This is a genomic window from Aquisalimonas sp. (assembly GCF_007120195.1).
GTDB lineage: Bacteria > Pseudomonadota > Gammaproteobacteria > Nitrococcales > Aquisalimonadaceae > Aquisalimonas.
Genome location: NZ_SKOG01000025.1, coordinates 1 through 24,394, shown reverse-complemented (window position 1 = coordinate 24,394; position 24,394 = coordinate 1). Strand labels below are relative to the sequence as shown.

The following is a 24,394-nucleotide window of genomic DNA, read 5'->3' as shown; positions in this document are numbered from 1 at the left end:
GAGAACAACTTCTCAACCGGCAATGCCAACTATCTCTGCGTGCCCCATTGCTATGTATTTTAAGTGTTAATTGCCGGTAGGCGGCCTGCGGGTCGCCTACCACGCGCGGCGAGGCTTGATTTTTTTATCTCTCATTGGCGAGGTGCAAGACATTGGGTGTTAGGTGGATAGCCATTGTCGCCTTGCTATCCTGGCTTATGATGGCCGGTTGTGGTGGCAACGGCGAAGGGGATACGGCCATGCAAGACGAGTTACGGCAGATCGAAAAGGTACGCGCCGAATATGAATCGCAGCTTATGAACATCGACGGCGTGGTTTCCGTCAGCATCGGGACCGGCGAGAGCGGAAAACCGGTCCTCAAGATCGGTACCTCGGTTCCCCCGGAGCAGGTCCGGGCGAAACTGCCGGAGCAGCTCCTGGAGGCCAGCGCTGAACTGGAGTTCGTCGGCGACATTCGCGCGCAGTAAGGCATGGGTGAATACGAGCAACCAGCACCGCTGGCGGCATTCTCGGTAACTTCCACAGCGACCGTGAACTCGATCAAAAGTAGCCGAGCCGTCACGAGCCGCCTGCGGCCGCGAGCAGAGACTTCGCATCCCGCAGGTCTGGCGCATCGGCGTCCTCTTCGAACCAGTCGAGGACCGGCTGGAGGAATTCCCGCCGCACCGAGCCTCCGTGCAGACGATCGTAGAGGCCGCACAGGCTCACCGCACTTCGCAGCTCGAAGAGCTTCGCCTCCTGGCGTCGAGCAACTTCGATGGCCTGGCGCAGCGATGCTTCGGCTTGCGAGCGCTCACCCTTGCCGGCCAGAGCAAGACCCTGGAGGCGCCACAGTTCGGCCAGGAAAAAGCGCTCCCCAATCCGTTCGCTGATCGCGAACGCGTCGGTGAGGACGCGCAGCGCCTCGTCGAACCTGCCTGTGGTAATCAGCCCCTGAGCATAGAGCGCGATTCCGAAGGTCTGATGCGCGATCGCGTCCATCGCGCTGTGCGCCTTGATGCCGGCCGCGATTTCCTCGAGCCCAGCCTCGCACTCTCCACCAGTTACCAGCGAGGCGCCGCGAATCATCTGCGAGATGCCGATCCAGGTTGCGAAGCCCTGCTCGCGCGCCCACTCGAGCGAGGCCGTCGCGCGTTCCAATGCGGCCGGGGCATCGCCGCGGATGTGGTGCACGGCCGCCAGATAGCACAAGGCGTAGTTGATGGTATGCGGACCGCCGAGCAGGCGGGCATGACCGAGACCTTCTTCGGCCGCCCGCAGACCCGCATCGACATGACCCATGATCGTGAGCGTCAAGGCAAGGTAGCACAGCCCGGTCAATTTCTGATCCTGGACATAGAGCACCTGTCTGCCCCGATGCAACCTCTGGTTCCGCTCGCAGGCCGCAATGGCTCCTTCCAACTGTGCGCGGGCAGCCGAAAACTCGGCCGTCAGGCACTGCGTGCCGCCGAGAAGCAGATGGCCCATGATGGCCAGCGACGTGAATCGCCTCTGCTCCGCAAGCACGAGACACTCTTCGGCCAACGAGCGGCATTTCGTGAAATTGGCGCGGGTCAGCTCGAACGAACCCATACCGGAAAGCGCGGGGAAGATCTCGAGTGCGTCACCGAGCTCGTGACACAGCTCCAGCGCTGCGGCGTAGATTTCTCCGCTTTCGGCACACGAGAAGCCCCGGTATTCGGCGGTGACGGCCCCCAAGGCGAGGTATACGCGCAGTTCCTGCCGCATGCGCGACCTTGTTCGCTCCCGTGTCGCCAGAAGGCTCAATGCGCCTTTCAGGTGAGTCATCGCCTCGACGAGTCCGGACCGCCTCGCCGACAGCTTTGCGGCCTTCACCAGGTACCGAACCGCAGTGTCGACCTCCTTGGCGGCGTGGAAGTGATAGGCGAGAACCTCGGGCTGGGCCTCCACGATCTCGGGGAAGTCCTCGACCAGGGTCTTGGCGATACGGGCGTGCAACGACACCTGCGCCTTCTTCAGCAAGCTTGCAGACGCCGCATCTCGAATGAGCGCATGCTTGAAGGAGTAGCTCAGCACTGCTGACGACCGGCGGACGGTCAGCAGCCCGGCGTTTACCAGCCGATACAGCTCCTCCTTGAGGTCTTCTTCGGGCAGGTGCGCGACCCTGGAAAGCAGCTCGTACGAGAACTCCCTGCCGATCGCAGCGCCGATCTGCGCCACCCGCTTCGCCGAGCCCAATCGGTCCAGGCGCGACATCAGGGAATCGGTGAGCGTCGTCGGGATCGGGAACGGCAGCGGCTCGCGGGGCACCGTAGCACCGCTTCCGGCCTCCTGCAGGTCCGCGAGCTCCAGCACGTCTCTGGTCAGATCCTCGATGAACAGGGGTAGTCCGTCGGTTTCCTCTGCGATCCTGCTCATCGCCTCCTCCGGAAGGTCTCGGCTGCCGCACAGCAGCTCGATCATCTCAATGGAGTCGCGGCGTGACAGCGGGCCCAGCGACATCTGACGCACATGGGCCTTGCCGTCCCAATGCGCCTGAAACTCGGGCCGGGCCGTGAGGATGGCGAGGACGGGCAAGCGTTCCGCGCGATCGATGAACTGGCCGATCAGCTCGTCGGTGGACGGATCGGCCCAGTGCAGGTCCTCCACCACCAACAAAAAAGGGCGAGCGGACGCGGCTGCTTCGAGCGTCTGCATCAACACTTCGAACAAGCGATGCTTCTGCCGCTGGGCCGACATGTTCAACGGGGGGTATCGGCTCTCGTACGGAATCGACAGAAGATTGGCGAGCAAGGGCACGAATTCTCTGGTGTCTCCTGCGCCGGCCGGGAGCAGGCGTTCGATCTTGTGCAGCTTTGCGTTGTCATCGTCCTGATCGCTGAAACGGGCAGCCAGCCTCAGGTGGCGGATCATCGGCGCCAGGGGACTGCCTTGCAGATGCGGCGTACAGCAGTACCAGACACGGAGGCACTGCGGGCCGACAATCCGTTTCTCGACCTCCTCCACGAGGCGCGACTTACCGCAACCGGGTTCGGCCGTGACCAGCAGAACCCTGCCTTGTCCGGCCTGCGCCGAGTTCCAGAGTCGGGACAGTTCCTGCATTTCGGACCGGCGATCCACCAGCGGCGTCAAGGCGGACGCTCGCAGCGCGTGAAAACGGCTTCGCACGTTGCACTCGCGGAGGACCTGCCAAACCTGCACCGGCTCCTCGCATCCCTTGAACGCGTGTCGTCCCAGGTCACGATACTCGAACATTCCCCGACAGAGCCGGCGCGTCTGCTCTGAAACGACGACCGTGCCGGACGCCGCCAAGGCCTGCAGTCGGGCCGCCAGATTCAGGGGGCTGCCGATCGCGGAGACTTCTTCCCGACTTAGGGGATCGGTGCTGCCGCTCGGCGCGTACTTCTCATGTCCGGCGAGATCGCCGACCACGACGATCCCGGTTGCAATCCCGATGTGAACGTCCAGGTCCGCGACACCCGACGTAGGCTCTCTCGGCGCCGCGACGATCTCGAGTGCCGCTCTTATCGCTCGTTCGGCATCGTCTTCGTGGGCGCGCGGGTAGCCGAAGTAGGCCAGCACCCCATCGCCGACATATTGCGCCACGATGCCGCCGTGGCTCGTGACGAGGTTCGCGCAAAGCTGCCGATACGCCTGTATGACCTCGGTGAGGTCCTCGGGGTCGAGCCGCAGTGAAAGCGCCGTCCACCCCACGACATCGCACATCACCACAGTCAGCTGACGTCGTTCGGGTGGCTGCATGGTTCTTATCCCCGGCCAGTCACCAGCCGGCCGGCAAATGCCCCCTGATCCTGAGCGTCTTGTCCTTCGACTCGATGTAGCCGCCGGTAACCAGCTCCTTCATGATGCGGCTGACCATTTCGCGGGAGGCGCCCACCATGTCGGCCAGATCCTGATGCGTCAGTCGTTCCTCGATGACGAGCACGCCGTCGCGCTCGCGCGCGAGCTTCAAGAGCGTGTGCGCCACCCGGCCGTACACGTCGAGCAGGGCAAGGGTCTTGACGCTGTCGGTCAGGGCGCGGACGCGCCGCGACAAGACCCGGATCAGGCCGATGGCAATGCTCGGGTACTGGGCGAGGCAGCGCTCGAAATCGACCTTCGACACAATCGCCAGCTTCGAGGGCTCGAGCGTCATGACGGAGGCGGATCGCGGGGCGGCGTCGATCAGCGCGAGCTCGCCGAAACACTCGCCCGGGCCCTGCGTGTTGAGGATCCCCTCCTTGCCGTTCTCGTCGCTGACGAAGACCCTCACCCGACCGCTGAGAATGACGTACAGGGAGTCGCTCGCATCGTCCTCGTGGATCAGCACGACGTTCTTCGCGAACGTACGGGTCACGCCATAGCCGGCTATCAGCCGGAGTTCCTCCGGCGTCAGCTCCGAGAACAGCGATTGATCAGAAGGCATCCGTTCCCTTCCCCCATCGCATCGGCGGCTCCTGCCTGGATGACGGCGCCCATTGCTCGAACGCGGCGCGAAACCCGGGCCTCATCGCCGTACGGCATACATCGCAGGCCGCCCTGACCGCTTGTGCGCAAAAACCGCGCAAATGTCGGCGACTCGTCGCCGAGCCGCTGCGGTTAGGCAGGTGGCGGGCGTCATGTGCACAGCCCCGCAGACGGGCGACGGCCGATTCGCTGTGCGCCGGCTCGGACGGCCGCGCTCGCGACTAAGTATGGCCCCTGCGCCCCGGTTTGCAAGGCACGCCCTGCCCCCGGCAATGAAGTTGATCCACATCGAATGGCATGTCGAACAGTGGTGCGTCACTCCTTTATGAAGGCGGGCGCTCACGCTCGACCCGTGGCCTAATTATCGAGTTTTCGCGAATCACAACCGGGATCGCGATCGTCGCCAGGTCGGGGCAAAGCGCGGCGCCCCGATTGCCGAAGACGGGGCGCGATGCGCAGCCGTTCAGGCGCCACAGCTCCCAAGTCGAAACGTTCCCGAGCCCGCAGGGTCTTCACTGACGCTGGTGACGCTCCAACGCAGGCCCAGCGCATCGTCCGAACCCACGGCGAAATACCACCAGAACCACCGCGAGTACGCGCGCTGCGCGGAAGCGTGGGCAAAGTTGCTCGCGGTCCAGTCCTGGCACGGCGTGCCCACCTGCACCGCGTTGCCGCGCCCGGTGCCGACTCGGCCATTGTGATCCTCGGCGACGACGAGCGGGTGATATACGGTGTTGTCCTGCGGCCAGGCGACGCGGTGTGCAAAGCTGCCGTCGGGTTCCAGACGGTTGGTGATATCGGCCTCGTCGATCAGCAGGTTCCCGTCAAGGTCATCGTAGCGTACGCGCAGGCTGGCGATTTCGTCAGCGGAGTCGGGGTGGGTCGCACGGCCCGACAAGCAGATCTCGTGGCCACACTGCTCCGCCGACAAGATTTCCACGACTGGGAGCGGGCCATTGACCGGGCCGGAAGCGATGCGCTCGAGCATCGCCCGAGCGGCGGTCATTTGAGGCCCGGCCTTGGTTGCGTACGTGGAGCCGGTCCCGCCGATATAGCCCCACCAGTCGAAACAGCCTCTCGGATTGCCCGGCACGGGTATGTGCGGCGTACCGGCGACCCGCTGCGCCTGAGGGTAGAGGACGATCAGCTCGTTGGAGTTGGCCCACTCGTTGAAGCCCGACTTCAGAACCATCTGCAGGCCGAATGGATTGCTGGTGTCGTTCGGCGACTCCGTATTCGGATTCCGGTCATAGACCTGCTTGCAGCCGTGGAACACGATATGCGCCCGACACGCTGCTCCGGCTTCGCACGAGGCCGGTACATACGCATAACCGAACTCGTTGAAGCTGAAGCGCGCGGCGAGCTCCGGCTTCGAAAGCCCGGCCGGCTCGAAGAACTCGTTCTGGGGAAACTCGATGAACGTGCCGCTGGTTGCCGTCACCGGACTCGGGGCGTTCAGGGGGCCGTAGATGTGCTGCAAGGCCTCGCCCGCGCCGTCCAGGTTGCAGTCGCTCATCCACGGCGATGCGCTGGGGACGTGACACGCGTTGCCGTACCCGTCGGTGGGCAACGCGTGGCCCGCCGCCACCTCGTTGCGGTAGCGGATGTTGTCGGCCGGCATGCCAGCCAGCTCGTACCAGTCCTCGATCCGGTCGGTTACGCCCTGACGCACGGTCGTGTCGCGCGTGCCGCTGAACACGTAGAGCCGGCGGTCAGCGAGATTGGACAGATCATCGATCTGGCCGGATCCGGCCCGCTGTTGCGCCGTGCCGACCAGCTGCTCGATGACGCCCTGAGTGAGGTTCGAGGGTGCGCTCATGCACGCGCCGAGCGCGGTGTTCAGATCGCCGCGGGCGCAGTTGTACGGACCACCGGCGAAGAGGGCCGCGCCCACGATGTCCTCCGAATTCGCGATGAAGAACTGGTCCGCCATGAATGCGCCGGCGGACAGCCCCGAAACCGAGCTTTGCCCGATGTCGGCATTAAGGGGACGGAGCGGCTCGCGAAGGAACGTCAGATCGTCGCGCTCTTGCCCGTAGGCGGCCGTGCCGGCCGCAAGGATCGTCAGCGCGAGCAGGCCGCAAGCAGTGAATTTTCGCATCATGGTTCGGCTCCTCCGAGGATTGTGCCCGACGAGGTCTGCGGCATGCAGCCGAACCGCAAGCCCGCCGGCTGCACGCCCCTGTCAGGCGGCTCGCGCCGGGGATTCGACCGGGAGCGCGGCGTCTTCCCGCGCCACCCATTCCGAAGGCCGACCCCGGCACTCGATTGTCAACTGTTGGCTTGTGACGAAGCGATGATCGGAAACGGGTTTCACTCTAGGCACCAGGCCCGCCCGGTTCCGTGATGTCGGCAACAGCGATCCTGTGAAATATTTACGATCATCCGGCCGAGCGACAGGGCCGCGGTGGGACACCGGGCCCGAACCCGAGGGGAGACACAGCTGCGCCGCCGCGGCGTCGACATGCGGCGGGAACCGGCCACGCGCTCAAGCGATCGGCAACTTCCGGGGCAACAGGCCGCAACCTAATGCGGCCACCGGCATTGCTGGAGCCAGTGCCCGAACTGATCGCCCGGCATCGGCTCGCTGATCGCGTAACCCTGCACGACGTCGCAGCCTTCCTCGGCAAGCCGATCCTGCACCTGCCGGTTCTCGACGCCCTCGGCGACCACCTCGAGGTTCAGAGGGTGGGCGAGATCGATGGTCGAGCGCACGATCACGTCGCAGTCGTGGCTGTCCAGCATCTCCGCGACGAAGCACCAGTCGATCTTGACCCGATCGGTCGGCAGCTGGCGCAGGCACGCGAGCGACGAATATCCGGTTCCGAACCGGAGTCACATGACGTGGGTCGTGCTGGCGCGGTTAGTCCCTCGGGCAGGCGATCTGGGCGGGTTCGAGGTGCGCCGTGCGTTACCAGCGCCGAAACGCCAAATAGTGGGCTCGTTCATATTTTTCGATCAGATGGGGCCGGTCGAGTTTGTTACCGGCAAGGGCATCGACGTTCGGCATCAATCCCGGTCCGACGAACAGGACGCTATGCGGTCTCCATGGAGACGAACAGAAGATCGCCATACGCCCAGATCAGCGTCCCCATCAATATGGCCGCATAGCAGATATAGGGAATGGAGCGCCAGTCAAGGATGTGCCGCCGAGGCGAGGGCCCCCACTCCGCTTCGACGGTCCCATCCATGATACCTGCACGGCGAGCCACCATTGAGCGGTGATACTCCACTGCCACCGAGAAGAGCACCATCAGTGAACCGGAGCGCTGGAACCATTGGCCATCTCCGGTCACGATGCTCACATAGGCGGAGACTATCACCGGGAGCATCGCCAAACCCATGAACACGATCTCGATCGCGTAGTCGCGAGAGGTCGGCTGAACGGAAACTTGCGCCATGACGAATACCTCCGGACTGGAGCTACGCTAGCCGCTCGCGAGGGCTTGTCGCAGATCCTCCGCAATACTGTTAGGGCCCGAGTCCCCGGGGTGGTAGGTATCGCGCCTCGGCCTGGCGCTCACCGCGGTCACCATGTGCGTGGGCGTCGAGCGCATGATGAGCAGGGATTCGATTGCCGCCGACTCTGCGGTGGTCTCCAGGGTCGCCTGCCACTTCTCCCGGAATCCGGGGTAGTAAAGTGTTTCGCACTCCATGGCAGCACCTTTGCCAACGATGCCTCTTGAGGTGAAGATAGCAACGCCAAGTGCCGGAGGATGTACGCGATTTCCACAGCGCTGGCGCCGAGAGCGCCGCGCTTCGAAGCTGCTCGCCATGAGCGACTGTACGGCCACACCGCAAGCCGAAGATTTCCTCGATGGCGGTATTGCACGCGATGATGGTCCAAGTTCTCCACGTGGTAACGAGAACGGCGTAGTCCCCGAGCAGATACGTCGCCTGGATCAGCGCCTCAGCGGAGAAGCTGCCCGCCTGCCCGCCATTCGCCATCGCTGCCATGCTCCCGCCGTGGTGATTGTTCGGCCCGGATCATCGATCGCTTCGCCACGGACAGTGACCACGTTAGTCCAAGTATAAAACAGGGCCTGATGCTATCATTTGAACAATCGTCAACGTATCGCATGATGGTGTAGACCCATGGAAGCACGAAAGCTCTATCAGCCAACGCGTTCCGGAGAGAGCGACTTCTGGGCATGTCTCGGCCTCCCGTCCCGCGGCGCCGAGCTCCATGAGGCGTTGCACAGGGGGTTTCCCTATCAGCTGTTCAGGCGCCTCGCCGAACTCTCGAGGCTTGATCGCAAGGAACTCGCCCGAGTCACGGCGATTGCGCCGGCGACGCTCCACCGGCGCTCGAAGGCGGGGCGGTTCAGCCCCGACGAGAGCGATCGCCTCTACCGGTTCGCCCAGGTGTTCAAGTCGTCGCTGGACCTGTTCGATGGCGATGAGGCCGCGGCCAGCCACTGGTTGACCCATCCGGTCCAGGGGCTGGGGCACCGCTGCCCGGTGGAGATGCTGACCACTTCCGCGGAGACCCAGGAGGTGATGGATCTCATTGGCCGCCTGGAGCACGGGGTCGCCACGTGACGGAGGTACCCGCGTACCGGCTGCTCAAGGCCCGGCACGCGGACACAGCCTTCGACGGCGAGGGCGCCCGCCGTTTCGGTGGGCGCTGGAACAGCAAGGGGCGACCCTGCGTGTATATGGCATCTTCCGAGTCCCTAGCGGTTCTCGAGGTGCTGGTGCATTTGGGCCGCCAGGAACCGTTGCAGGGCTTTGTGCTGTTCCACGTGATGATTCGCTCCGAGTCCATCCTCTACCTGGACGACAAGACGCTGCCACCGAACTGGCGGGATCCAATCGCGCCTGCGGAAACAGCAGACCTCGGCGATGCCTGGCTGGCGAGCGGGGAGAGCCTTGCGCTGGGCGTGCCCAGCGTCGTGGTGCCCCGGGAAGTGAACTACATGCTCAACCCCAGACGTCCAGAGTTTGCCGGCGTCGTTGCCGGAGCGCAGCGGGTGCAGTTTGCGTTCGATAAGCGGTCGCGGTGACCCCATTCCCGTCACTGCCAGGGGCCAAAGGCTCTCGTTAGGGAAACGCTAGTTCAATGGGGCGTTGTCATTGCGGGCGTCGCGAAGCAACCCCCACCCTCCGAGATTCCAAGGCATTACGAGATTGCTTCGTCGCTGCGCTCCACGCAATGACGGCTTCTTCAGCGCTTTCTTAGTCCATATTTAACACAGCTCTCAGAAACTATTGCCATGTCAGGGAAGTACGCGCGTCGAATAACAGGAGTGGTACTACAAACGGTTACAAACTGAAGTGCCGGCTCAGACGATTATCTTGTTGACGCCGCCTGGAGCGGGTTGTTGGCACCGCTACTATGCTCGGCCGGTCAAAGCGATAGGTTGGAATAAATATTATGGCACTACGAACGCGAACGCACTCCCTCGGCTGCACAAAATCAATTACATAGACTGACGCGAGCGCCAAAATTCAGCCAGAATTGGCAACAGCGTGTTAAAGATGGATTAGCCGGTGGAGCGAGGGATGATGGGGCGTGGATTCAGCGGCTTGGGGATCCGAGCTGCCCGCGGTTTCCGGCCTGCGGCCGCATCGGTGCCTGCCGCTGCGCGGCAGAGCCCCGACGCCTCGGTTCACCGGCGCGGCGGGTCCGGGCGTGGGGCGTCTACCGCGTCGGCGGGCTATGGCGCCGGCCGGCCTTGGTCGGGCTGGGTGTAGTCACACACGCCCGTGGGGAAGATCTGCTTCAGCGTCTCCGCCTGTGCCGGGGTCGGCTGCCACCCTCCGTACACACGCTTGTCGATCGCCGCTTCCACCGACTGCAGCGCGCACTTGAACACACTGCCTTCGATCGGCCCGCCGGCGACGATGCGGGAGGTCTGGTACAACGGGAAGGCCTGGGCGCAGGCACCCGGCGCCAGGTCGTCCAGGATCCCGTTCCAGACGGCGTCCCGGGCCGCCATTAGCGAGCCGTCGGTGTTGAAGCAGCTGTCCACAGCCCGGTCGGGGCGGCTCTCCGCAACGCTCCGGTGCGGGTGCTTGCGGATGTTCGCCATCCACTCATCGATCACCTCCAACGCCATCCAGGTCTGGTCGAACTCCAGGCGCGGGCGGCCGCGGCCAGTCGCGTCCACATCCGTGGGCCGGGCATCGGTGAACCAGATCACCTGGTTGTCGGCACGGCCCATGCGGTTGATGATGCGCTGCCGGGCGGAGAAGGACTGGTGGCTGTTGTGCATGTTCAGCACCTCCTCCAGGTAATGTCGCCAGTCGATCATCGGGATGTCGAGCTGACCATCAAACACCATGCCGGAGGTGTACGCGGCGTTGATGGCCTGCAGGTCGCCGACTGTACGCGGGGCCGGCGTGTCCGGGTCCAGGGCCAGGTTCATGTTGGCGCTGCTCCAGGGGTCGAAGCGGATCGACCCCGCGAGCACATCACTGACACTGCCGAGGAACGGGAAGCCCTCCTGCACCATCTCGGCCGGGTGCTTCCAGCCGCCCACATGCCAGTTCAGGTGCAGAAACTCGTCCGGCGTGATGTGGCTATCCTTCAGCGCCTGCAGGCCGTATTGCACGCCTTCATTGTCCCACGGCACGCGCGGCTCGCCGTCTTCGTCCACGCCGTAGATGTTGCGCAGATCGTCGTAGTGGGTCCAGCGCACGTCGTCCATGATCCCCGGCGGATGCATCTTCTCCTGCTCGCGCACCAGCCCGAAATGCGGGTTAATCGTCAGCGGGGTCAGGCCACGCCATGCCGGCACGCATTCCGTGCTACCCATCGCGCCGCCATAGCCGAGCATGAAACGCGCCTCGGCCAGCGGGTCGGGCCGCAGGTCGGTGGCGTTGAAGCCCACCAGCCAGCTCCGGTTCTCGGTGACCTGCCACTTGGGATTATCCCGATCCGTGGCGTCCATGTAGTGTTCCAGCAGCTCGCAGTCGCCCACATGGATAATCTGGGTGACCATGTCGGGATACGAATACTGCGGCACGCCGGCGTCGATTAGCCCCGGATGGTTCTGGGCATACACGTACTGCTGGATGCCGCCGCCTGAGCCGCCGACGCCCACCGTGTAGAGCGGTTCGCTAAAGCGCTTGATGAAGTGCTCCTTCACCATGAGCGCCGTCTCGCCCCCCACCTGCAGGTTGTAGTGTTCGCCGGTGCGGTTGCCGGTGGAGTAGGCCACCGCATAGCCCTGGCTCAACACCTCCTGCAAGCGGGCGCGGCGGTCATCCATGCGGCCCTGGAAGTGACCGATGCCGACGCCACCCTGGAAGTGATACAGCAGGCGGCCGTTCCAGTTCGTCGTGCCCGGTTGCCAGGGGTCGTCATCCAGCTCGGCCAGCGTGGCGTAGCTGTACAGGAAGCGGTTGATGGTGCCGCGCTCCCAGCGGACGATGAAATCCACGGTGCGGCCGTCCAGCAGCGTGGTCTGGGCCAGGTCTGCGGGCCGGGAGCCGTCCGCCGGCATAGGCTTGTAGTTGCCGTCGGTGCTCATGTAGTGGAGCTCGACGAAGGGCTCCACGGAGCAGTCCTTGCTGTAGCCGATCAGCGCGCCGGCGTCGTCGTGGACCGGGAAGCCCCACTCCTCGTCATGATCCACCAGCGGCTGCACGCCCCATTCCAGTAAGGTGCTGCAGACGAACGGGTACTGCTGCGGCCCGGAGAAGACCGGGCCGGTGATGGGATGATTGACCAGCGTAATCCGGTCGAGCTCGCCAAAACGCTCGTGCTCCAGCACCAGCGTGTTTTCGCCGAGCACCAGGCCGTCCACAATGCCCTCCAGGCGATCCCCCGCATGCTGCAGCATGCCGATGCCGATAGGCTGATCGTTCAGCCACAGCGAAATGCGCTGCCATTGCCCGGGCGGGCCACCCACGGCGATGCGCACATCACCGCCCGTCACCTGATCCGGTGCGCTGGACAGCACCGCGATGTTCATCTGCTTGTCGATGCCCAGCGGCACCTGGTGAGGCCCCTGCGGATTGCCCTGCCCCGGTGTGCTGCGGCCGGCCTGACTCGCGTTCCCATGGCCCCCGGCCGACTGGGCGACGCCCTGCCCCGACTGCAGGCTGGCTGCCTGAGCGCCTATGTCCGATGCCAAATCCATGCATCCGGCGAGCAGCAGACCCCCGGCTACCGCCAGCACCACCCGCCACGTACGCCCCGACATGGTATGCCCTCCATTAGCGCTGTGCCCGGTCGTTCCGAGCCGTTGTCATTCCTGTGAGCCGGGATTTTCATTTGTCAAGCGTTATCTTTGAGAATAGACGGGATTTGGCGGGATGCGCTGTCATGATGCGCCGCGGCGGCAACCGAAGGCGTAGGGGGCCTGCCGCGCCAGCGGCCGGTAACCGATCCGCCCGGAGGCCGTGTGGCACCGCACCGGTGCGGCCAATCGGGCCGAGGCGCTCGGGCTCGCGCCCAACGGCAGCTTCCGCTGGCGCCCTACGTGGGGCGCCCGGCGCGGGAGCGGGCTTCTTCCAGGGCCCAAACGAGAAAGCAGCGCAGCTCCGCGTCCAGGCGCTTGACGGGCTGCGCGGCGAACCAGCCGCCGGGCAGGATGGCCGCGACAAGTAACACCGCCATGGGCAAGAAGGCGCAGATACAGCAGCAGCACAATGCCAGAAAGTCTCAGCAGGCGGGACGTGCGTAGGCTCAGCAGGATGCGCCCCCGCGCGCATTCGCGGTCAAAGTGGAGGGCGGCAATTAAGTGATGCATCGGGGTGCGCGCTCCCTACGAAAACGCTGAAACAGCCCGAGCGGCCTGTCCTCCGGCACACCTTTTCGGTGCATGCCGGCAACGGCGCCAGCCGACGCCGGTGCCGCACCGCTGACGGCGCAGCCCGAACGGGGGTCAACGTGGAGTTACCCCCTCTCGTCGAACAGCCCCCGCTGGGGCGTCACCCGGGACCAGCGCCCATGGTGGCGCTCCACCCGAGCGGCGCGCGGATCAGAGTGCGAGGTGGCCATGACAGGACTATTGACACACGGCAATCCCGGGCGCGCCGGGTTGTGGCATCGTACGGCAGCCGGCCGGCGGGAGTAGCACAACCATGGACAATCAGCGGGAAACGCCACGCGATCTGATTCGGACGCTGGACAGCGGTGGGTCCTGGAACGCCATTCGGGCACTCACGCGACACGACCTCGTGCGCTGGAGTACTTCCGACGTCGCCACCGCCAGTCAACGGCTCTCTGCGGGACTGGCCGTGGCCGGTGGCGCCATGGGGGCCCGGCGGGGCTGCTGGCTGCCAATTATCCGGAGTGGATCGTGGCATGCCTGGGAATCCTCGACGCCGGCGCCGTGCTTACGCCCCTCGACACCCAGATGCCCGCAAGTGCGACCCATGTCATCGAAGGCAGCGGCATACGCCATGTATTCATCGGCACCGCGTCGACGCCCCGGACATAGGCCAAGAAGTCACGGCCTTCGATGAGTTCCATCGCCAAGAACCACCGCTCGCCCAGTTCGATCAGCTCATAGAGCGTGACAAGGTTGGAATGGTTTATCTCAGCCAGAGGGCGGAACTCCTTCTTGAAGCGGTACAGCGTGCTCGCGTCCACGCTGCGAAGGAGCTTGATCGCGATGTCTGCCCCTCGTTCCAGGTCGCGGATGCGGTACACGAGGCCAGTCGCCCCCCGTTACACTCGCCGACGTCATAGCGTTCGGTCCAAATGAGCTCGTCGAGCGCTCTTCAAGCGTCGATGGGGGGTGTCGCGGGTTATCCGGCATCGCGGAGGGCTTCGATCTCGGAGGCGAACAGATCCCGGATCCTCTCGTCATCGAGGCCGAACGCCTCGAGGCTGTAGCTGTGCCGACCGTGCGCGTGCTGGGGATGGTTCGCGAGATAGGAGCGCATCCGCGCCTCGGTGGCCGGCTCAAGCTCCAGCTCGAAGGCGGCGTAGATGCGCCTCACCGTTGTGATCGGCTCAGCGACGAGCTGCCGGTAGTCCACGTCGACAAAGCGCGCGCGGCCTCCGGGGGTCGCCTCCGCCTCCCGGCGCGCGCGACGCGCCCGCGCCCACCACAGCGAAAACATCTCCGTGGCCTCCGCGCCCACCGCCGCCGGCTCGATGTCGTCGGACAGCGCGCGCCGCATCGTATTAAGGAGGCTCGATACGGACGCCATGATGACCCGCGGATCGCGGTGCGTGTGCACGATGCGGGCGTCCGGATAGACGGAAAGAAGCGCGTTCAGCCCGAGGAGATGCATCGGTGCCTTGAGAACCCAGCGCTCTTTCGCGTCGCGCGCCTGGAGAAGCTGAAGCTGGCGCCGATGCCCCAGGTAGGCCGGCCTAAGGTCGGCGTTGTGGAGCCACCGCCGGTACTGCGGCAGATCGAAGGCGATAAGAAAGCCGACGCTGGCCCATTCGTTCGCCAGAATCCAGATATCCTCCTCCGGAAGGTGCGCGTCAAACTCGTGGATGCGGCGAAACGACGGCGCGAGCCGGTTCAATAAAACCATGTCGCGCCCGACCCGCTCCACCCGCCGATCGCGGGCGCCCCGGCGCGCCTTCGGCGGTGACCCGAGCACTTCCATCTCCCAGAGCCGGGGCACACGATGGTTCGGGTCCTGGGCGAGCAACCGATGGAGGAGCGTCGTTCCGGTGCGAGGAAGGCCGGTAATGAAGATCGGGGCCTCGATCGCCGCCTCGGCCAATGCCGGATCGCCGCGAAACGCCGCCGTGAGTTGAAGGCGGTTACGGAGACGCTGGATCCCATTGCGCAGCGCAAACAGCCGCCCGATCGTCGTCACCCGTCGATCCTCATCGATCTCTCGAGTAAGGATGGTGAAGGGCTCGTGAAACCACGTGTCCCCATAGTCGGACAGGCCCGTGGACGCCCTGGCGGCCCAGTCGAGCCAAGCCGGATCCACCGGTGGAAGCCTCACCCCGAGACGTACCGCCGCCCGACCTGCCGCGTTGAGCGGCGACGCGAGGAGCGGCCGCCCCTCGTGCGCGCCCTTTGACCAACGTGTGTGCACGCGTCCCTCGCTGCGCAGGGCCCGTCTCGGGTGCCGTTTCGGGTCCCGGCCTAAGGCGCCGGAGGAGTTCGGCCCCCGCGTTGCGGCGACCGATAGGCATGAGTTTAATACTGGAGCCGTGAGACCGCCTCGCGTTCGTCGGGCGAGCGCTGCTCCCACCAGGCGTGCAGGCCGTCGACGATGAATTTGCTGGTCTTCGCGGAGCTGCCGAAGATCAAGTAGAACTCGCCGGCGTCTTCGTTCACTTATGCCAAACGGGGTGTATGTCTCCTGGCAGCCCATGCCGTGGTCCGCGGCTTTGTTGTCGCCACGCGTGTTGCCGCCGCGCAAGTACTCGCCGATCTTCACCCTTGCCTTGCTGTCCATGCTCACACGGATGACCCCGGCGTCCTCGCCGGCCTGGTCCTTGGCCCGGATGGTGGCAAAGATGGCATTTTGTTGCCGCCAAAGGCCGACTGCACGCCCATGTAGATCACCCCCGTGCGCCTCTCTTGGAGGCCCAGCCGAGTTCCACCGCGTGGCGGCTCCAACCAAACACCGCTTCCGCCCGTCGAGCACTCCCATCGCAGTGCTTGACCGCCATCGCCGCCTGGAACGCCCGTCGTTTGGCCCCCGTCATACGCGACGCCGCAAGTTTGAGGTCCTCCACATCACCCCCGTCGGCAAGGCTCTTGTCAGCCGCAACCCCGCTCCGCTTCATAAGGACGCACTCGTCTTCTGAGAATGCACATCAAGTATCACATACAACGGTAGATGTTCCTGGGAAAATGCCTGAAGGCGACCAAGTGCTCGGCATGGCAACTGTCACAGCGCACGCGCAGGAGTCCATGCTCGAGGCGGCCGCCCTTGAGGTAATCCTCAAACTCCTGCTCGACATCCCCCGGCATAGGCCGTGCCTTGCGCCGCCAGGTGCGTACCTGCTCGGCTAGGATGCGGGACCGCCGCCGCTCGATATGCAAGAAAAGTGCCAAGCGCACTGACGCTGGACAGATCCGAGCTACCGATGCGGTGACCGAACACCTAGCGGGTGTGCTCGCCCGGTGTTTCAAGATCACACTGCGCGTCGAACTCGCCGGCCTCGTCGGCGGTAACGGGAAGGGTCAGGTCGCCGTCGGCCGGGGCTCCGAGATAGGCGGCCACGATCACGGTCTCGGAGGTATCGCTCGGGTTGTAGGCGGTGTGGATGCGGTCGCCGGGATCGACCAGCGCCTCGCCCGAGGTGTACGCGCGCCGGACGCAGTCCTCGGCCAGGACAAAAACGAAATCCCCCTCGGTGACGCCCATCACAACCACGGCCGGATGGGTGTGCCAGGGAAAGACGGTGCCGGGCTCGATCGTGAACTCGGCTATCCACAGGTGCGAAGCGTTGTCGATGTCGACCTCGTGCGAATCGAGCCCTTCGAGCTCCTGGGTCAGAGTCATCGACACATCATCGGTGAAGACGAGGCGGTCGGTGAAGGCCTCGGTCCCCGCCCAGGCCGGCGCCGCCGCGAACATGGCCGCGAGCGCCGCCGGCGCGAGAGCTTTGGTCGCGATCGGGTGTCGAGGGATGGATGGCATGGTCGTCTCCTTTGGCTTGCTGATGGACAGGTGCACAAGCCGCTTACAGGCACGGACAAGGCCGGCGGGCCCTGTCTCGCGGGCGCCGCCATAGTCCCGATTCCCGGGCAGAATCACCTTGCCGGCGAATTCCTCGCGAAGCCGGCTCAGGGATAACTCTGTTGTCGTGCTCATCTGGGCCTCGTTCTGCGCGGGCCCGGCCGCAGATCGCGGTTGCTGATCCGGTGCCGGGTAACCTTGCCTTCAGGGTATTCTTGATGGTCGGGCCCCATAAGTGGCATAAGGGGCGCAACTATGCCGAATGCGACACACGCACCATGACCGCGACGCCCTCGCCGCAAGATCGCCGCCTCCGGCTTGACCTGCTCACCTTCCCGGAGACGTCGCCGCTGGTCCTTTTCGGGCTGCGGGAGGTGTTCGCGGCCGCAGGAGTCGTCTATCCCGAGGTCACGTCCGGGCAGCCGGGCGAGCCCCTGTTCGATGTCCGCGTCGTGGCGCCTGCGGCCGCGCCCTTTCGCTGCCATGACGGCGTGCTGGTCGAGCCCGACCTCGCCATCGCCGATGCCTCGGGCGCCGACATCGTCGTTGCCTGCGACATGTACCGCCCCATCGACTCGCCCCCTCATGGCGTCTTCCCCGAGGCGGCGGCGTGGCTGCGCGAAATGCACGCGCGGGGCGCGCAGGTCTGTTCGGTCTGCTCCGGGGCGCTTATGCTGGCCGAGGCGGGGCTTCTGGACGGGCGGGAGGCGGCCAGCCACTGGGCCTATGCGCCGATGTTCCGGGAGCATTACCCCCAGGTGCGGCTGCGCAAGGGCCTGGCCCTGTGCCCGGCGGGCGAGGCCGGCCGGATCGTCACTACGGGGGCGGTGACGGCTTGGCAGGACCTCGCCCTCTACGTCATCGCGCACCATTTCGGCCCGGAACACGCGATCTGTACCGCCAAGGTCTACCTGTTCTCGCAGCATTCGGAGGGGCAGCTGCCCTATGCCGTGACCACGCCGCGTCTGCAGGATCGCGACGCGCTCATCCGCGACAGCCAGGTCTGGATCGCCGCGAACTACGCCGAGGCCAGCCCGGTGCGCCGGATGGTTGCGCGCTCGGGCCTGTCGGGGCGCAGCTTCACGCGCCGCTTCCGCGCCGCCACCGGCATGGCACCCATCGCCTATGTCCAAACCGTGCGGGTGGAAGAGGCCAAGCAGCTGCTGGAGACGGGGCGCCTGGCGGTGGACAATGTCGCCCATGCCGTCGGCTACGAGGACACCGCCTCCTTCGGCCGCCTGTTCAGACGCATGACCGGGCTGAGCCCGGCGGCCTATGGCCGCAAGTTCGCCTCGCTGGCGCGGATGCACGCCTGAGCACGGGTCACGCCGGAGCGCAGGCGGAGGGGGCGGCGACCATGCGATTGCGGTACATCTCGATCATCCAGCCCAGCACCACGACGTTGAGGGCGTTGAGGGCGTGCCACATGAATCGGGTGCCCAGCGGCAAGACCTCGCACACAACTAGATCAGTGCGAGTATGGGAAGGACAAACCGCATTTTCGCGCGGCTGGAGCTCCTCCTGGCGTTCGTTGGTCCCACTGGTTAGCCGTCGATCTGATCTTAATAGTGGCCGTCGGCATCACTGCACGCCTGAATCGGCCCGGCGGTCACCTTGGGGTTTCGGGCTCAGCCGCTTGCCTATTCGGATAGGTGGGGATCTTCTCGATGACCTCAAGATCTTCGATACAGGCGATGATTCGCACCGACCGGCCACAGCTCGGACAGGTTTCACCGGGTACATCCCTGTACCCGACCGCCTCGCGGCAGCCTACGGCTGGGCAAATCGGCACTCCTGCCGATTTGTCGAGGTCGATGCCGAAGACCCGTTGCAGGCGCTGCGCTGAAGGCGCATCGCGGTGCCGCTTTCGGCCGGCGTGGGCCCGTCCGAATCCCCCTGTGCGACGCGCTCGACTCCCCTCCCCGTTTGGCCAGTGTTACCCGCGCGCGGTGCTTGCTGTTGGGCGCAGAACCCCGTGGAACCGGGTGAGGTTGACCCGCGGTTTCGGCCCCAGGGGCGCCAGGCGGGCGATGAAGTCGAGGGGTTCGGCAAAACCGCCGGGAGCGGTTTTGCACCGCCGTAGGCGGACCAGAAGGGCGGAAGGCAGGATGCCCGCAGTCACATGACGTGCGTGGTGCCGTCACGATACGACGTCTTCAGCTGGTAACGGCCGTTTCCGTTCGGCGTGAGCGACAGACGCCTTTCTGCAATTGCCGGCCGACTAACGTATCTGTACAGCCGCTCGAGCCTCGATCGTTGATCCGCCCGCGCCGCAACTCCAGCGTGCAGGGAAAATCCGGCCACCTTCCCGACCCCGTCATCAAACGGCTCGTCGCACCCCGGCAGCCTCTCGCAGCGCGAACACCTTCCGGCCCTGCTGCGCCTCGACGCTAATGCGGTGCGTAATCGACGAACCCAGGAGCTGTTCCACCGGCCCGGCCTCGAGTGCATCGCCGCCCAGAGAGCTGTTCTCCGCATCCAGTTCCAAGAGTCCCTGGCATTCGAGGGTAGCGGCCGATGTGCAGCGCCAGGGTCTGCGTCAGATGGGCGAGCTCACCGCTCGTCGGCGCGTTTACCCAGCGCAAGCGCATGGAGCCGTCGGAACGCACGACCTACACCCCGTCGACGCACAGCAGGTGGAAGTGGATGTTGGGGTTCATCGCGCTGCCGAACCGCTGGATGAGAGTCACCGTGCCGGTCTGGGCCGTCTTCTGGGAGAACCCCGCCTTCTTGATCAAGTGTGTTGCGATGCAGCGGTAGACGATACCCAGCACCCGCCCCATGACCTCGGGGCGGCTTGCGAACTGAAAACGCGCATCAACATCGGGGCGTGCCCGGTGTGCGGCGGTGCGGAGCGACTCATCGCCTGCATCCATGACCCGGTGGTGCTCGAGAAGACCCTAACCCGTGTCACTGCGAGAACCACCCCGCCCGAAGCCTCTCGGCGACCGCCGTGTCGGGCAGCGACTCAGGCACGGCTGTTCGACTGAGTCGGATCAACATCGCGACAATCTCGGCCTTCTTGGCGATGAAGGCGTCGATCGAGTCGATCGGCTGGCGCTTCCCGGCGCTGGTGGTCACCGGTCTCTCCTGCTGTTCGATGACCACAGACAGCCGTAGTCAGCACCCGGCATCAAGCCATTAAGACGACCATTTCATTGACTTTCTCGCTCCGGCCAGCCGGCTGGCGCGAGCAAAGTCCGTTGGCTCCATTTCGGCGCCCGTGGCAACATCGTTGGCATGCGCAGCGGAATCAGGAGTGGCAGACCATGATGGTAGTAATCTTCGAGGTGTGGCCGGCCGACGGCCGCAAGGAGGACTACCTGAAGCTCGCCGCATCGCTGCGCGCTGCAGTCGAACAGATCGACGGATTCATTTCGGTGGAGCGGTTCGAGAGCCTTTACGAGGAAGGCAAGCTCTTGTCGCTGCAGTTTTGGCGTGACGAAGAGGCGATAAGTGCCTGGCGCAACCACCTCAGGCACCGCCGCGCCCAAGTGCTGGGTCGGGAGGGCATGTTTGCCGACTACCGCCTGCGCATTGCGGAAGTTGTCCGCGACTACGGGCCGAACGACAGAGCGCAGGCACCGGCCGATGCAATGTCGGCCTGAGCAGGTTGAGCATCCAAGTACGAATTGGATGCGACATGCCGGCCGCTGGCGGTGACGACCGTCAGATGCGTCGGCTTAGACTTGCGGGCGCGCGGCGGCATGACCGGGTCTCCAACACGGCGCGACAGCGTGCGCGCCGGCAGGACTACACCCGTCAGTCAAGCGGGGATGGCGAGATTGGGGGCCATAACGTCGGCCACGGCGTCGGACTGCACCGTGTTGCCGATGCCGAACGCCGCGACCATGGCAAACAGCGCGAACGGCGCGGCCGGTGGCGAGGTTGCCCATGAGGGCGCCGGAAGTCGCCAGTGGCGGGGTGCTGCGACGGGGCCGCGACAGCGGAGGCGGCAGCCGCGTGACCTACGTCGAGCTGTTCTTCGATCTGATCTTCGTTTTCACCATCATCCAGCTCTCCCTTACCCTGGCCGGCCACTATACCCTGCTGGGGCTGATGCAGGGCGCGGTGCTACTGCTCGCGGTGTGGTGGGTATGGATCCTCACCACCTGGGCGACCAACTGGCTCGACCCCAACCGCTTGCCAGTGCAGGTGATGCTGTTCGCGCTGATGTTTCTGGGGCTGGTGCTGTCGACCTCGATCCCCGATGCCTTTGGCGACAAGGCAATCTACTTCGCGGTGGCCTACGTGCTGATCCAGGTGGGTCGGTCGCTGTTCACGGTCCTGGCCTTTCGCGGCCACGGCGAGAAGCACCGTCGCAACTTCCTGCGTATGACCTGCTGGCTGGCGGCCTCGGCGCCGCTGTGGATCATTGGAGCGCTTGTGGAGCCAGAACTTCGGCTCGTGCTGTGGCTCTGCGCGCTGGCCATCGAGTACCTCGCGCCTGAGTTGGGCTACTGGGTGCCGCGATTGGGGCCCGCCACCGAGGCCGAGTGGGACGTCTTAGGCGGCCACATGGCCGAGCGCTGCGCGCTGTTCATCCTGATCTGCCTCGGCGAGACCTTCCTGGCCAGCGGGCGGCAGTTTACCGAGATGGCGGTGACGGCGACCTCGCTCAGCGCCTTTGCGATTGCCTTCCTCGGCAGCGTGGCGATGTGGTGGATCTACTTCCGGTTCGGTCACCGCCGCGCCAGCGATTACATTAAGCACTCGGGCAAGCCGGGGAGCGTGGCGCGGGTCGCCTTCACGTATGCCCATTTACCGATCGTCGTCGGCATCATCCTCAAGGCGGTGTCGGTGGAATTCATGCTCAGCGAGCCCCTCGGTGCCAGCGATGCGTGGCTGGCCAGCGCGGTGCTGGGGGGACCGCTGCTGTTCCTGGTCGGCAACCTGTGGCTCAAGGAGTGGGTGGCCGGTCGGCCGCCCGTGTCGCACCTGGCGGGCATCGGGCTACTGGCCCTGCTGGTGCCGGCGGTGCCCTGGCTGAGCGCGGTGTTGCTCAACGCCGCGGCGGTGGTCGTGCTGATCGTGGTGGCCGCCTGGGAGTCGCTGGCTGGGAAGGGACCGGGTCAAGCCGGGTAGGCTGGCGGTGCCGGTTTTGCGATGCAGCGGTAGACGATGCGCAGCACCCGCCCCATCACCTCGGGGCGGCTTGCGAGCTCGTTCTACCTGTGGGCCCTGGCCGCTGCCGTGCTGCTGGGCGTCATCGACCCCGGCCCCCGGTGGCGGCCCTTGGCAACACCCGCGGTCGAAGCCGGTGGCGCCGCGGGGTTACCAGGGCAGCGGCTCGCCGTTGCTGTGCCAGAAACCGCCGCTGGTCGCAAGCGTCAATGCCTCGATGCGCTCAGCGATACCGGCGGCGGCCTCCTCGGGGCTGATCAGCCCGCCGAAATTGACCATGCGGGTCTGCACAAAGCCCGGGTGCAGCTGGGCCACGGCGATACCGCGCGGCGCCAGATCCACGGCCAACGACTTGCCGAAGGCATTGAGCGCCGCCTTGGAGGCCCGGTATCCGTAACGCCCGCCGGAGTCGTTGTCGGCAATCGAGCCCATGCGGCTGCTGATATTGGCGATCTTGCTGCCCTCGCCGAGGTTGTCCAGCAGCGCTTCTACCACCCGCAGCGGTGCATAGGCGTTGACTTCCATCTGGCTGCGGATCGAATCAAAATCGAGCTCGCCCAGTGACTCGTTGCGCAGCAGGCCGGCATTGTTGATCAGCAGCTCCAGGTGCCGCCCCGCCAGCGCATCGGCCAGCCGCACAACGTCCTCGGCGCGGGTTACATCGATGCCCTCGATGACCCGCTCGGCGACCTCGGTGAGTTCGGAGGAGGTATTGCGGCAGACGCCGATCACCGCCCAGCCGGCGGCGTGGTAATGACGGGCCAGCGCCAGGCCGATGCCGCGATTGGCGCCAGTGATCAGTACAGTGCTAGTCATGGCAGCATTTCCTTGGTCAGATGAGTGGCGGCCCAGGATAAGGTTGGGGGCTGGCGGCACGACTTCAAGCGCACACAGCACCGGTCACCGCTCCCTACGCGCTCTGATCGGAATGCCAGCGGCGCAGGTGCCCGGCATGGGTGTCGACATAGGCCCCCGACCGGTAATGCATTTCGTAGAACTCGGTGTCCAGGTGCACGGCCTGAACAAAGCCGGGCAGCACGAAGGTGGTGAAGGTGCCGGGAAACCTGCCGTACGTGTCGTGGATGTACTGGGCCACCTCGCCGAGGCAGGCCACGAACTCATCCGAGTAAGGCGTCACGCTCGCCTTGACCTCGTGGGTACGCTGCCAGGGGCTGGGCATATCGGGATCACAGGTGCCGCCGGGTCCGAATTTCCGTGCCACGAAGGCCTCCACGGCGGCGCGCATGTCCCGGTAGTAAGGTGGGCACAACGCCTCGTAGACACCGTCGAGGCCCACCGGATTGGGCAGCGTCCAGCGCTCGCCGCGAACGGAGCGGAAGCCAGATGTGGAAGTCTTTCTCCTTGCCGTTATGGGGCGTGGCCGTCATCAGCAGGAAATGACGCGCAATGGAGCCGAGCAGCTCGCCAAGTTGGAAGCGTTTGGTCTTGTTGACCTTGCTGCCGAAATAGTTGGCCGAGAGCTTGTGCCCTTCATCAACGATGATGAGGTCCCAGTGGGTTTTGCGTAGCTTGTCCTGGTACTCCTCATTGCGGGAGAGCTGATCCAGACGGCAGATCAGAAGGTCTTGGTCCTGGAAGAAACCGCCGGAGGCGGATTGCTCCTGCTTCTCCCGGCTGAATATCTCGAACTGCACGCCGAATTTCTCCAGCAGTTCATCCTGCCACTGCTCCGTCAGAGCGCCCGGCGCCATGATCAGCACCCGCCTGGCATCGGAGCGCATCAGCAGCTCTCGCACCAGAAGGCCCGCCATGATGGTCTTTCCGGCCCCGGGATCATCGGCCAGCACAAACCGTAACGGCTGCCGCGGCAACATGGCTTCGTAACCCGCGGAAATCTGATGCGGCAAAGGATCCACGTTCGTTCGCTAGGGTGCGCACGACATTCCGTGCGGTCTACTTCCGCGCGCGGGAAAGTCATCGACGCCGAGGGATTTCATTGGTTCGGCCCAGAAATGCCCTAGTGGCGGAATGCGGTTTGATTACTATAGTCAAAGATAGCTCGACCAGCCCGCGCGGTAATGGTGAGTTGCGGCGATGATAGGGAGAGGGAGAGAGTCAAGCATTGAATGCCCGTAGCCGCCCAATTCGGTAGGGGAAAAGGGCAAGACAATGAAGCACTTCGTCACAGGAAGTTGTATTGCACTACTCGGGTTGGCGCTAACTGCATGCTTTGGCGGCAGCAATGGGAATGGCAACGGCGATTCCATTGGCAACGGCGATGCCACTGCAGAGCAGCGAGCGCCGGGCATCGAAG

24 protein-coding genes and 5 pseudogenes are annotated in these 24,394 nt (G+C 65.0%); 8 read left to right on the top strand and 21 right to left on the bottom strand.

Annotation, left to right across the window (positions count from 1 at the left end):
- Positions 1 to 239: 239 nt before the first annotated feature.
- On the top strand, positions 240 to 467 hold the full coding sequence (locus QZT63_RS02800; RefSeq protein WP_290648384.1) for a hypothetical protein: 228 nt from the start codon (positions 240 to 242) through the stop codon (positions 465 to 467).
- Positions 468 to 558: 91 nt separating this feature from the next.
- On the opposite strand, the gene QZT63_RS02795 is transcribed toward QZT63_RS02800, so the two are convergent.
- From QZT63_RS02795 to QZT63_RS02780, 4 genes and pseudogenes are all read right to left on the bottom strand, one after another.
- On the bottom strand, positions 559 to 3,723 hold the full coding sequence (locus QZT63_RS02795; RefSeq protein WP_290648382.1) for an AAA family ATPase: 3,165 nt from the start codon (positions 3,721 to 3,723) through the stop codon (positions 559 to 561).
- 19 nt (positions 3,724 to 3,742) lie between these two features.
- Entirely contained in the window at positions 3,743 to 4,387 is a 645-nt protein-coding gene (locus tag QZT63_RS02790; protein ID WP_290648380.1) for a Crp/Fnr family transcriptional regulator, read from the bottom strand.
- A gap of 504 nt (positions 4,388 to 4,891) precedes the next feature.
- On the bottom strand, positions 4,892 to 6,532 hold the full coding sequence (locus QZT63_RS02785) for a hypothetical protein (RefSeq protein ID WP_290648378.1): 1,641 nt from the start codon (positions 6,530 to 6,532) through the stop codon (positions 4,892 to 4,894).
- 422 nt (positions 6,533 to 6,954) lie between these two features.
- A pseudogene (locus QZT63_RS02780) lies at positions 6,955 to 7,245 on the bottom strand (EAL domain-containing protein); the annotation flags it as partial.
- Positions 7,246 to 7,291: 46 nt separating this feature from the next.
- Between QZT63_RS02780 and QZT63_RS19935 the strand changes: the two are divergent.
- Positions 7,292 to 7,435 (top strand): annotated as a pseudogene (locus QZT63_RS19935) (pirin family protein); the annotation flags it as partial.
- Between the two features lie 28 nt (positions 7,436 to 7,463).
- Here the strand turns inward: QZT63_RS19935 and QZT63_RS02775 are convergent.
- A complete protein-coding gene (locus QZT63_RS02775) occupies positions 7,464 to 7,829 on the bottom strand; it encodes a hypothetical protein (RefSeq protein WP_290648376.1) in 366 nt (121 codons plus the stop codon).
- Positions 7,830 to 7,856: 27 nt separating this feature from the next.
- Positions 7,857 to 8,084 carry a hypothetical protein gene (locus QZT63_RS02770; RefSeq protein WP_290648374.1) on the bottom strand — a complete coding sequence of 76 codons (228 nt, stop codon included), beginning with the start codon at positions 8,082 to 8,084 and terminating at the stop codon, positions 7,857 to 7,859.
- A gap of 439 nt (positions 8,085 to 8,523) precedes the next feature.
- Between QZT63_RS02770 and QZT63_RS02765 the strand changes: the two genes are divergently transcribed.
- Positions 8,524 to 8,970, top strand: coding sequence for an antitoxin Xre-like helix-turn-helix domain-containing protein (locus QZT63_RS02765; protein WP_290648372.1), 447 nt, complete (start codon positions 8,524 to 8,526; stop codon positions 8,968 to 8,970).
- Entirely contained in the window at positions 8,967 to 9,434 is a 468-nt protein-coding gene (locus QZT63_RS02760) for an RES family NAD+ phosphorylase (protein WP_290648370.1), read from the top strand. The genes QZT63_RS02765 and QZT63_RS02760 overlap by 4 nt, the downstream gene beginning before the upstream one ends.
- A 654-nt stretch (positions 9,435 to 10,088) precedes the next feature.
- On the opposite strand, the gene QZT63_RS02755 is transcribed toward QZT63_RS02760, so the two are convergent.
- Both QZT63_RS02755 and QZT63_RS02750 read right to left on the bottom strand, forming a co-directional pair.
- A complete protein-coding gene (locus QZT63_RS02755; RefSeq protein WP_290648368.1) occupies positions 10,089 to 12,581 on the bottom strand; it encodes a DUF6351 family protein in 2,493 nt (830 codons plus the stop codon).
- Positions 12,582 to 12,856: 275 nt separating this feature from the next.
- Positions 12,857 to 12,997 carry a hypothetical protein gene (locus QZT63_RS02750; RefSeq protein WP_290648365.1) on the bottom strand — a complete coding sequence of 47 codons (141 nt, stop codon included), beginning with the start codon at positions 12,995 to 12,997 and terminating at the stop codon, positions 12,857 to 12,859.
- A 685-nt stretch (positions 12,998 to 13,682) separates the two neighbouring features.
- Between QZT63_RS02750 and QZT63_RS19930 the strand changes: the two genes are divergently transcribed.
- Positions 13,683 to 13,823 carry a hypothetical protein gene (locus QZT63_RS19930; RefSeq protein ID WP_366635696.1) on the top strand — a complete coding sequence of 47 codons (141 nt, stop codon included), beginning with the start codon at positions 13,683 to 13,685 and terminating at the stop codon, positions 13,821 to 13,823.
- Here QZT63_RS19930 and QZT63_RS19925 read toward each other — a convergent pair.
- The 7 genes and pseudogenes from QZT63_RS19925 to QZT63_RS02720 all read right to left on the bottom strand — a co-directional run.
- Positions 13,817 to 14,041, bottom strand: a pseudogene (locus QZT63_RS19925) (hypothetical protein); the annotation flags it as partial. The gene QZT63_RS19930 and the pseudogene QZT63_RS19925 overlap by 7 nt on opposite strands.
- 92 nt (positions 14,042 to 14,133) lie before the next feature.
- Positions 14,134 to 15,288 carry a sulfotransferase gene (locus tag QZT63_RS02740; RefSeq protein WP_290648364.1) on the bottom strand — a complete coding sequence of 385 codons (1,155 nt, stop codon included), beginning with the start codon at positions 15,286 to 15,288 and terminating at the stop codon, positions 14,134 to 14,136.
- A gap of 212 nt (positions 15,289 to 15,500) precedes the next feature.
- The gene (locus QZT63_RS02735) at positions 15,501 to 15,641 is read right to left on the bottom strand and encodes a hypothetical protein (RefSeq protein ID WP_290648363.1); all 141 of its coding nucleotides are present in this window, start codon (positions 15,639 to 15,641) and stop codon (positions 15,501 to 15,503) included.
- A 52-nt stretch (positions 15,642 to 15,693) separates the two neighbouring features.
- Positions 15,694 to 15,960, bottom strand: a pseudogene (locus tag QZT63_RS19920) (hypothetical protein); the annotation flags it as partial.
- Positions 15,869 to 16,096 (bottom strand): hypothetical protein, encoded by a 228-nt coding sequence (locus QZT63_RS02730; RefSeq protein ID WP_290648362.1) that lies wholly within the window; start codon positions 16,094 to 16,096, stop codon positions 15,869 to 15,871. The gene QZT63_RS02730 and the pseudogene QZT63_RS19920, both read right to left, overlap by 92 nt.
- Positions 16,097 to 16,133: 37 nt before the next feature.
- Complete coding sequence (locus QZT63_RS02725) at positions 16,134 to 16,367, bottom strand: hypothetical protein (RefSeq protein WP_290648385.1); 234 nt, start codon at positions 16,365 to 16,367, stop codon at positions 16,134 to 16,136.
- Positions 16,368 to 16,416: 49 nt separating this feature from the next.
- Complete coding sequence (locus QZT63_RS02720; RefSeq protein ID WP_290648361.1) at positions 16,417 to 17,130, bottom strand: cupin domain-containing protein; 714 nt, start codon at positions 17,128 to 17,130, stop codon at positions 16,417 to 16,419.
- 143 nt (positions 17,131 to 17,273) lie between these two features.
- On the opposite strand from QZT63_RS02720, the gene QZT63_RS02715 reads away from it, so the two are divergent.
- Complete coding sequence (locus QZT63_RS02715) at positions 17,274 to 18,311, top strand: helix-turn-helix domain-containing protein (RefSeq protein WP_290648360.1); 1,038 nt, start codon at positions 17,274 to 17,276, stop codon at positions 18,309 to 18,311.
- 7 nt (positions 18,312 to 18,318) lie between these two features.
- Here QZT63_RS02715 and QZT63_RS02710 read toward each other — a convergent pair whose 3' ends face one another.
- The 3 genes and pseudogenes from QZT63_RS02710 to QZT63_RS02700 form a co-directional block, all read right to left on the bottom strand.
- Positions 18,319 to 18,456 (bottom strand): hypothetical protein, encoded by a 138-nt coding sequence (locus QZT63_RS02710; RefSeq protein ID WP_290648359.1) that lies wholly within the window; start codon positions 18,454 to 18,456, stop codon positions 18,319 to 18,321.
- Between the two features lie 196 nt (positions 18,457 to 18,652).
- Positions 18,653 to 19,808: pseudogene (locus QZT63_RS02705) on the bottom strand (transposase); the annotation flags it as partial.
- A 97-nt stretch (positions 19,809 to 19,905) separates the two neighbouring features.
- Complete coding sequence (locus QZT63_RS02700) at positions 19,906 to 20,076, bottom strand: hypothetical protein (RefSeq protein WP_290648357.1); 171 nt, start codon at positions 20,074 to 20,076, stop codon at positions 19,906 to 19,908.
- 188 nt (positions 20,077 to 20,264) lie between these two features.
- Here QZT63_RS02700 and QZT63_RS02695 point away from each other — a divergent pair, with 188 nt between their 5' ends.
- Both QZT63_RS02695 and QZT63_RS02690 read left to right on the top strand, forming a co-directional pair.
- Positions 20,265 to 20,603 (top strand): antibiotic biosynthesis monooxygenase, encoded by a 339-nt coding sequence (locus QZT63_RS02695; protein ID WP_290648355.1) that lies wholly within the window; start codon positions 20,265 to 20,267, stop codon positions 20,601 to 20,603.
- A 355-nt stretch (positions 20,604 to 20,958) separates the two neighbouring features.
- Positions 20,959 to 22,080 carry a low temperature requirement protein A gene (locus QZT63_RS02690; protein WP_290648354.1) on the top strand — a complete coding sequence of 374 codons (1,122 nt, stop codon included), beginning with the start codon at positions 20,959 to 20,961 and terminating at the stop codon, positions 22,078 to 22,080.
- A 189-nt stretch (positions 22,081 to 22,269) separates the two neighbouring features.
- Here the strand turns inward: QZT63_RS02690 and QZT63_RS02685 are convergent, their stop codons facing one another.
- The 3 genes from QZT63_RS02685 to QZT63_RS02675 form a co-directional block, all read right to left on the bottom strand.
- Positions 22,270 to 22,935, bottom strand: a complete 666-nt coding sequence (locus QZT63_RS02685; protein WP_290648353.1) for an SDR family oxidoreductase — start codon at positions 22,933 to 22,935, stop codon at positions 22,270 to 22,272.
- 94 nt (positions 22,936 to 23,029) lie between these two features.
- Positions 23,030 to 23,341 carry a hypothetical protein gene (locus tag QZT63_RS02680; RefSeq protein ID WP_290648351.1) on the bottom strand — a complete coding sequence of 104 codons (312 nt, stop codon included), beginning with the start codon at positions 23,339 to 23,341 and terminating at the stop codon, positions 23,030 to 23,032.
- Positions 23,307 to 23,996 carry a DEAD/DEAH box helicase gene (locus tag QZT63_RS02675; RefSeq protein WP_366635690.1) on the bottom strand — a complete coding sequence of 230 codons (690 nt, stop codon included), beginning with the start codon at positions 23,994 to 23,996 and terminating at the stop codon, positions 23,307 to 23,309. The genes QZT63_RS02680 and QZT63_RS02675 overlap by 35 nt, the downstream gene beginning before the upstream one ends.
- Between the last annotated feature and the right edge of the window lie 398 nt (positions 23,997 to 24,394).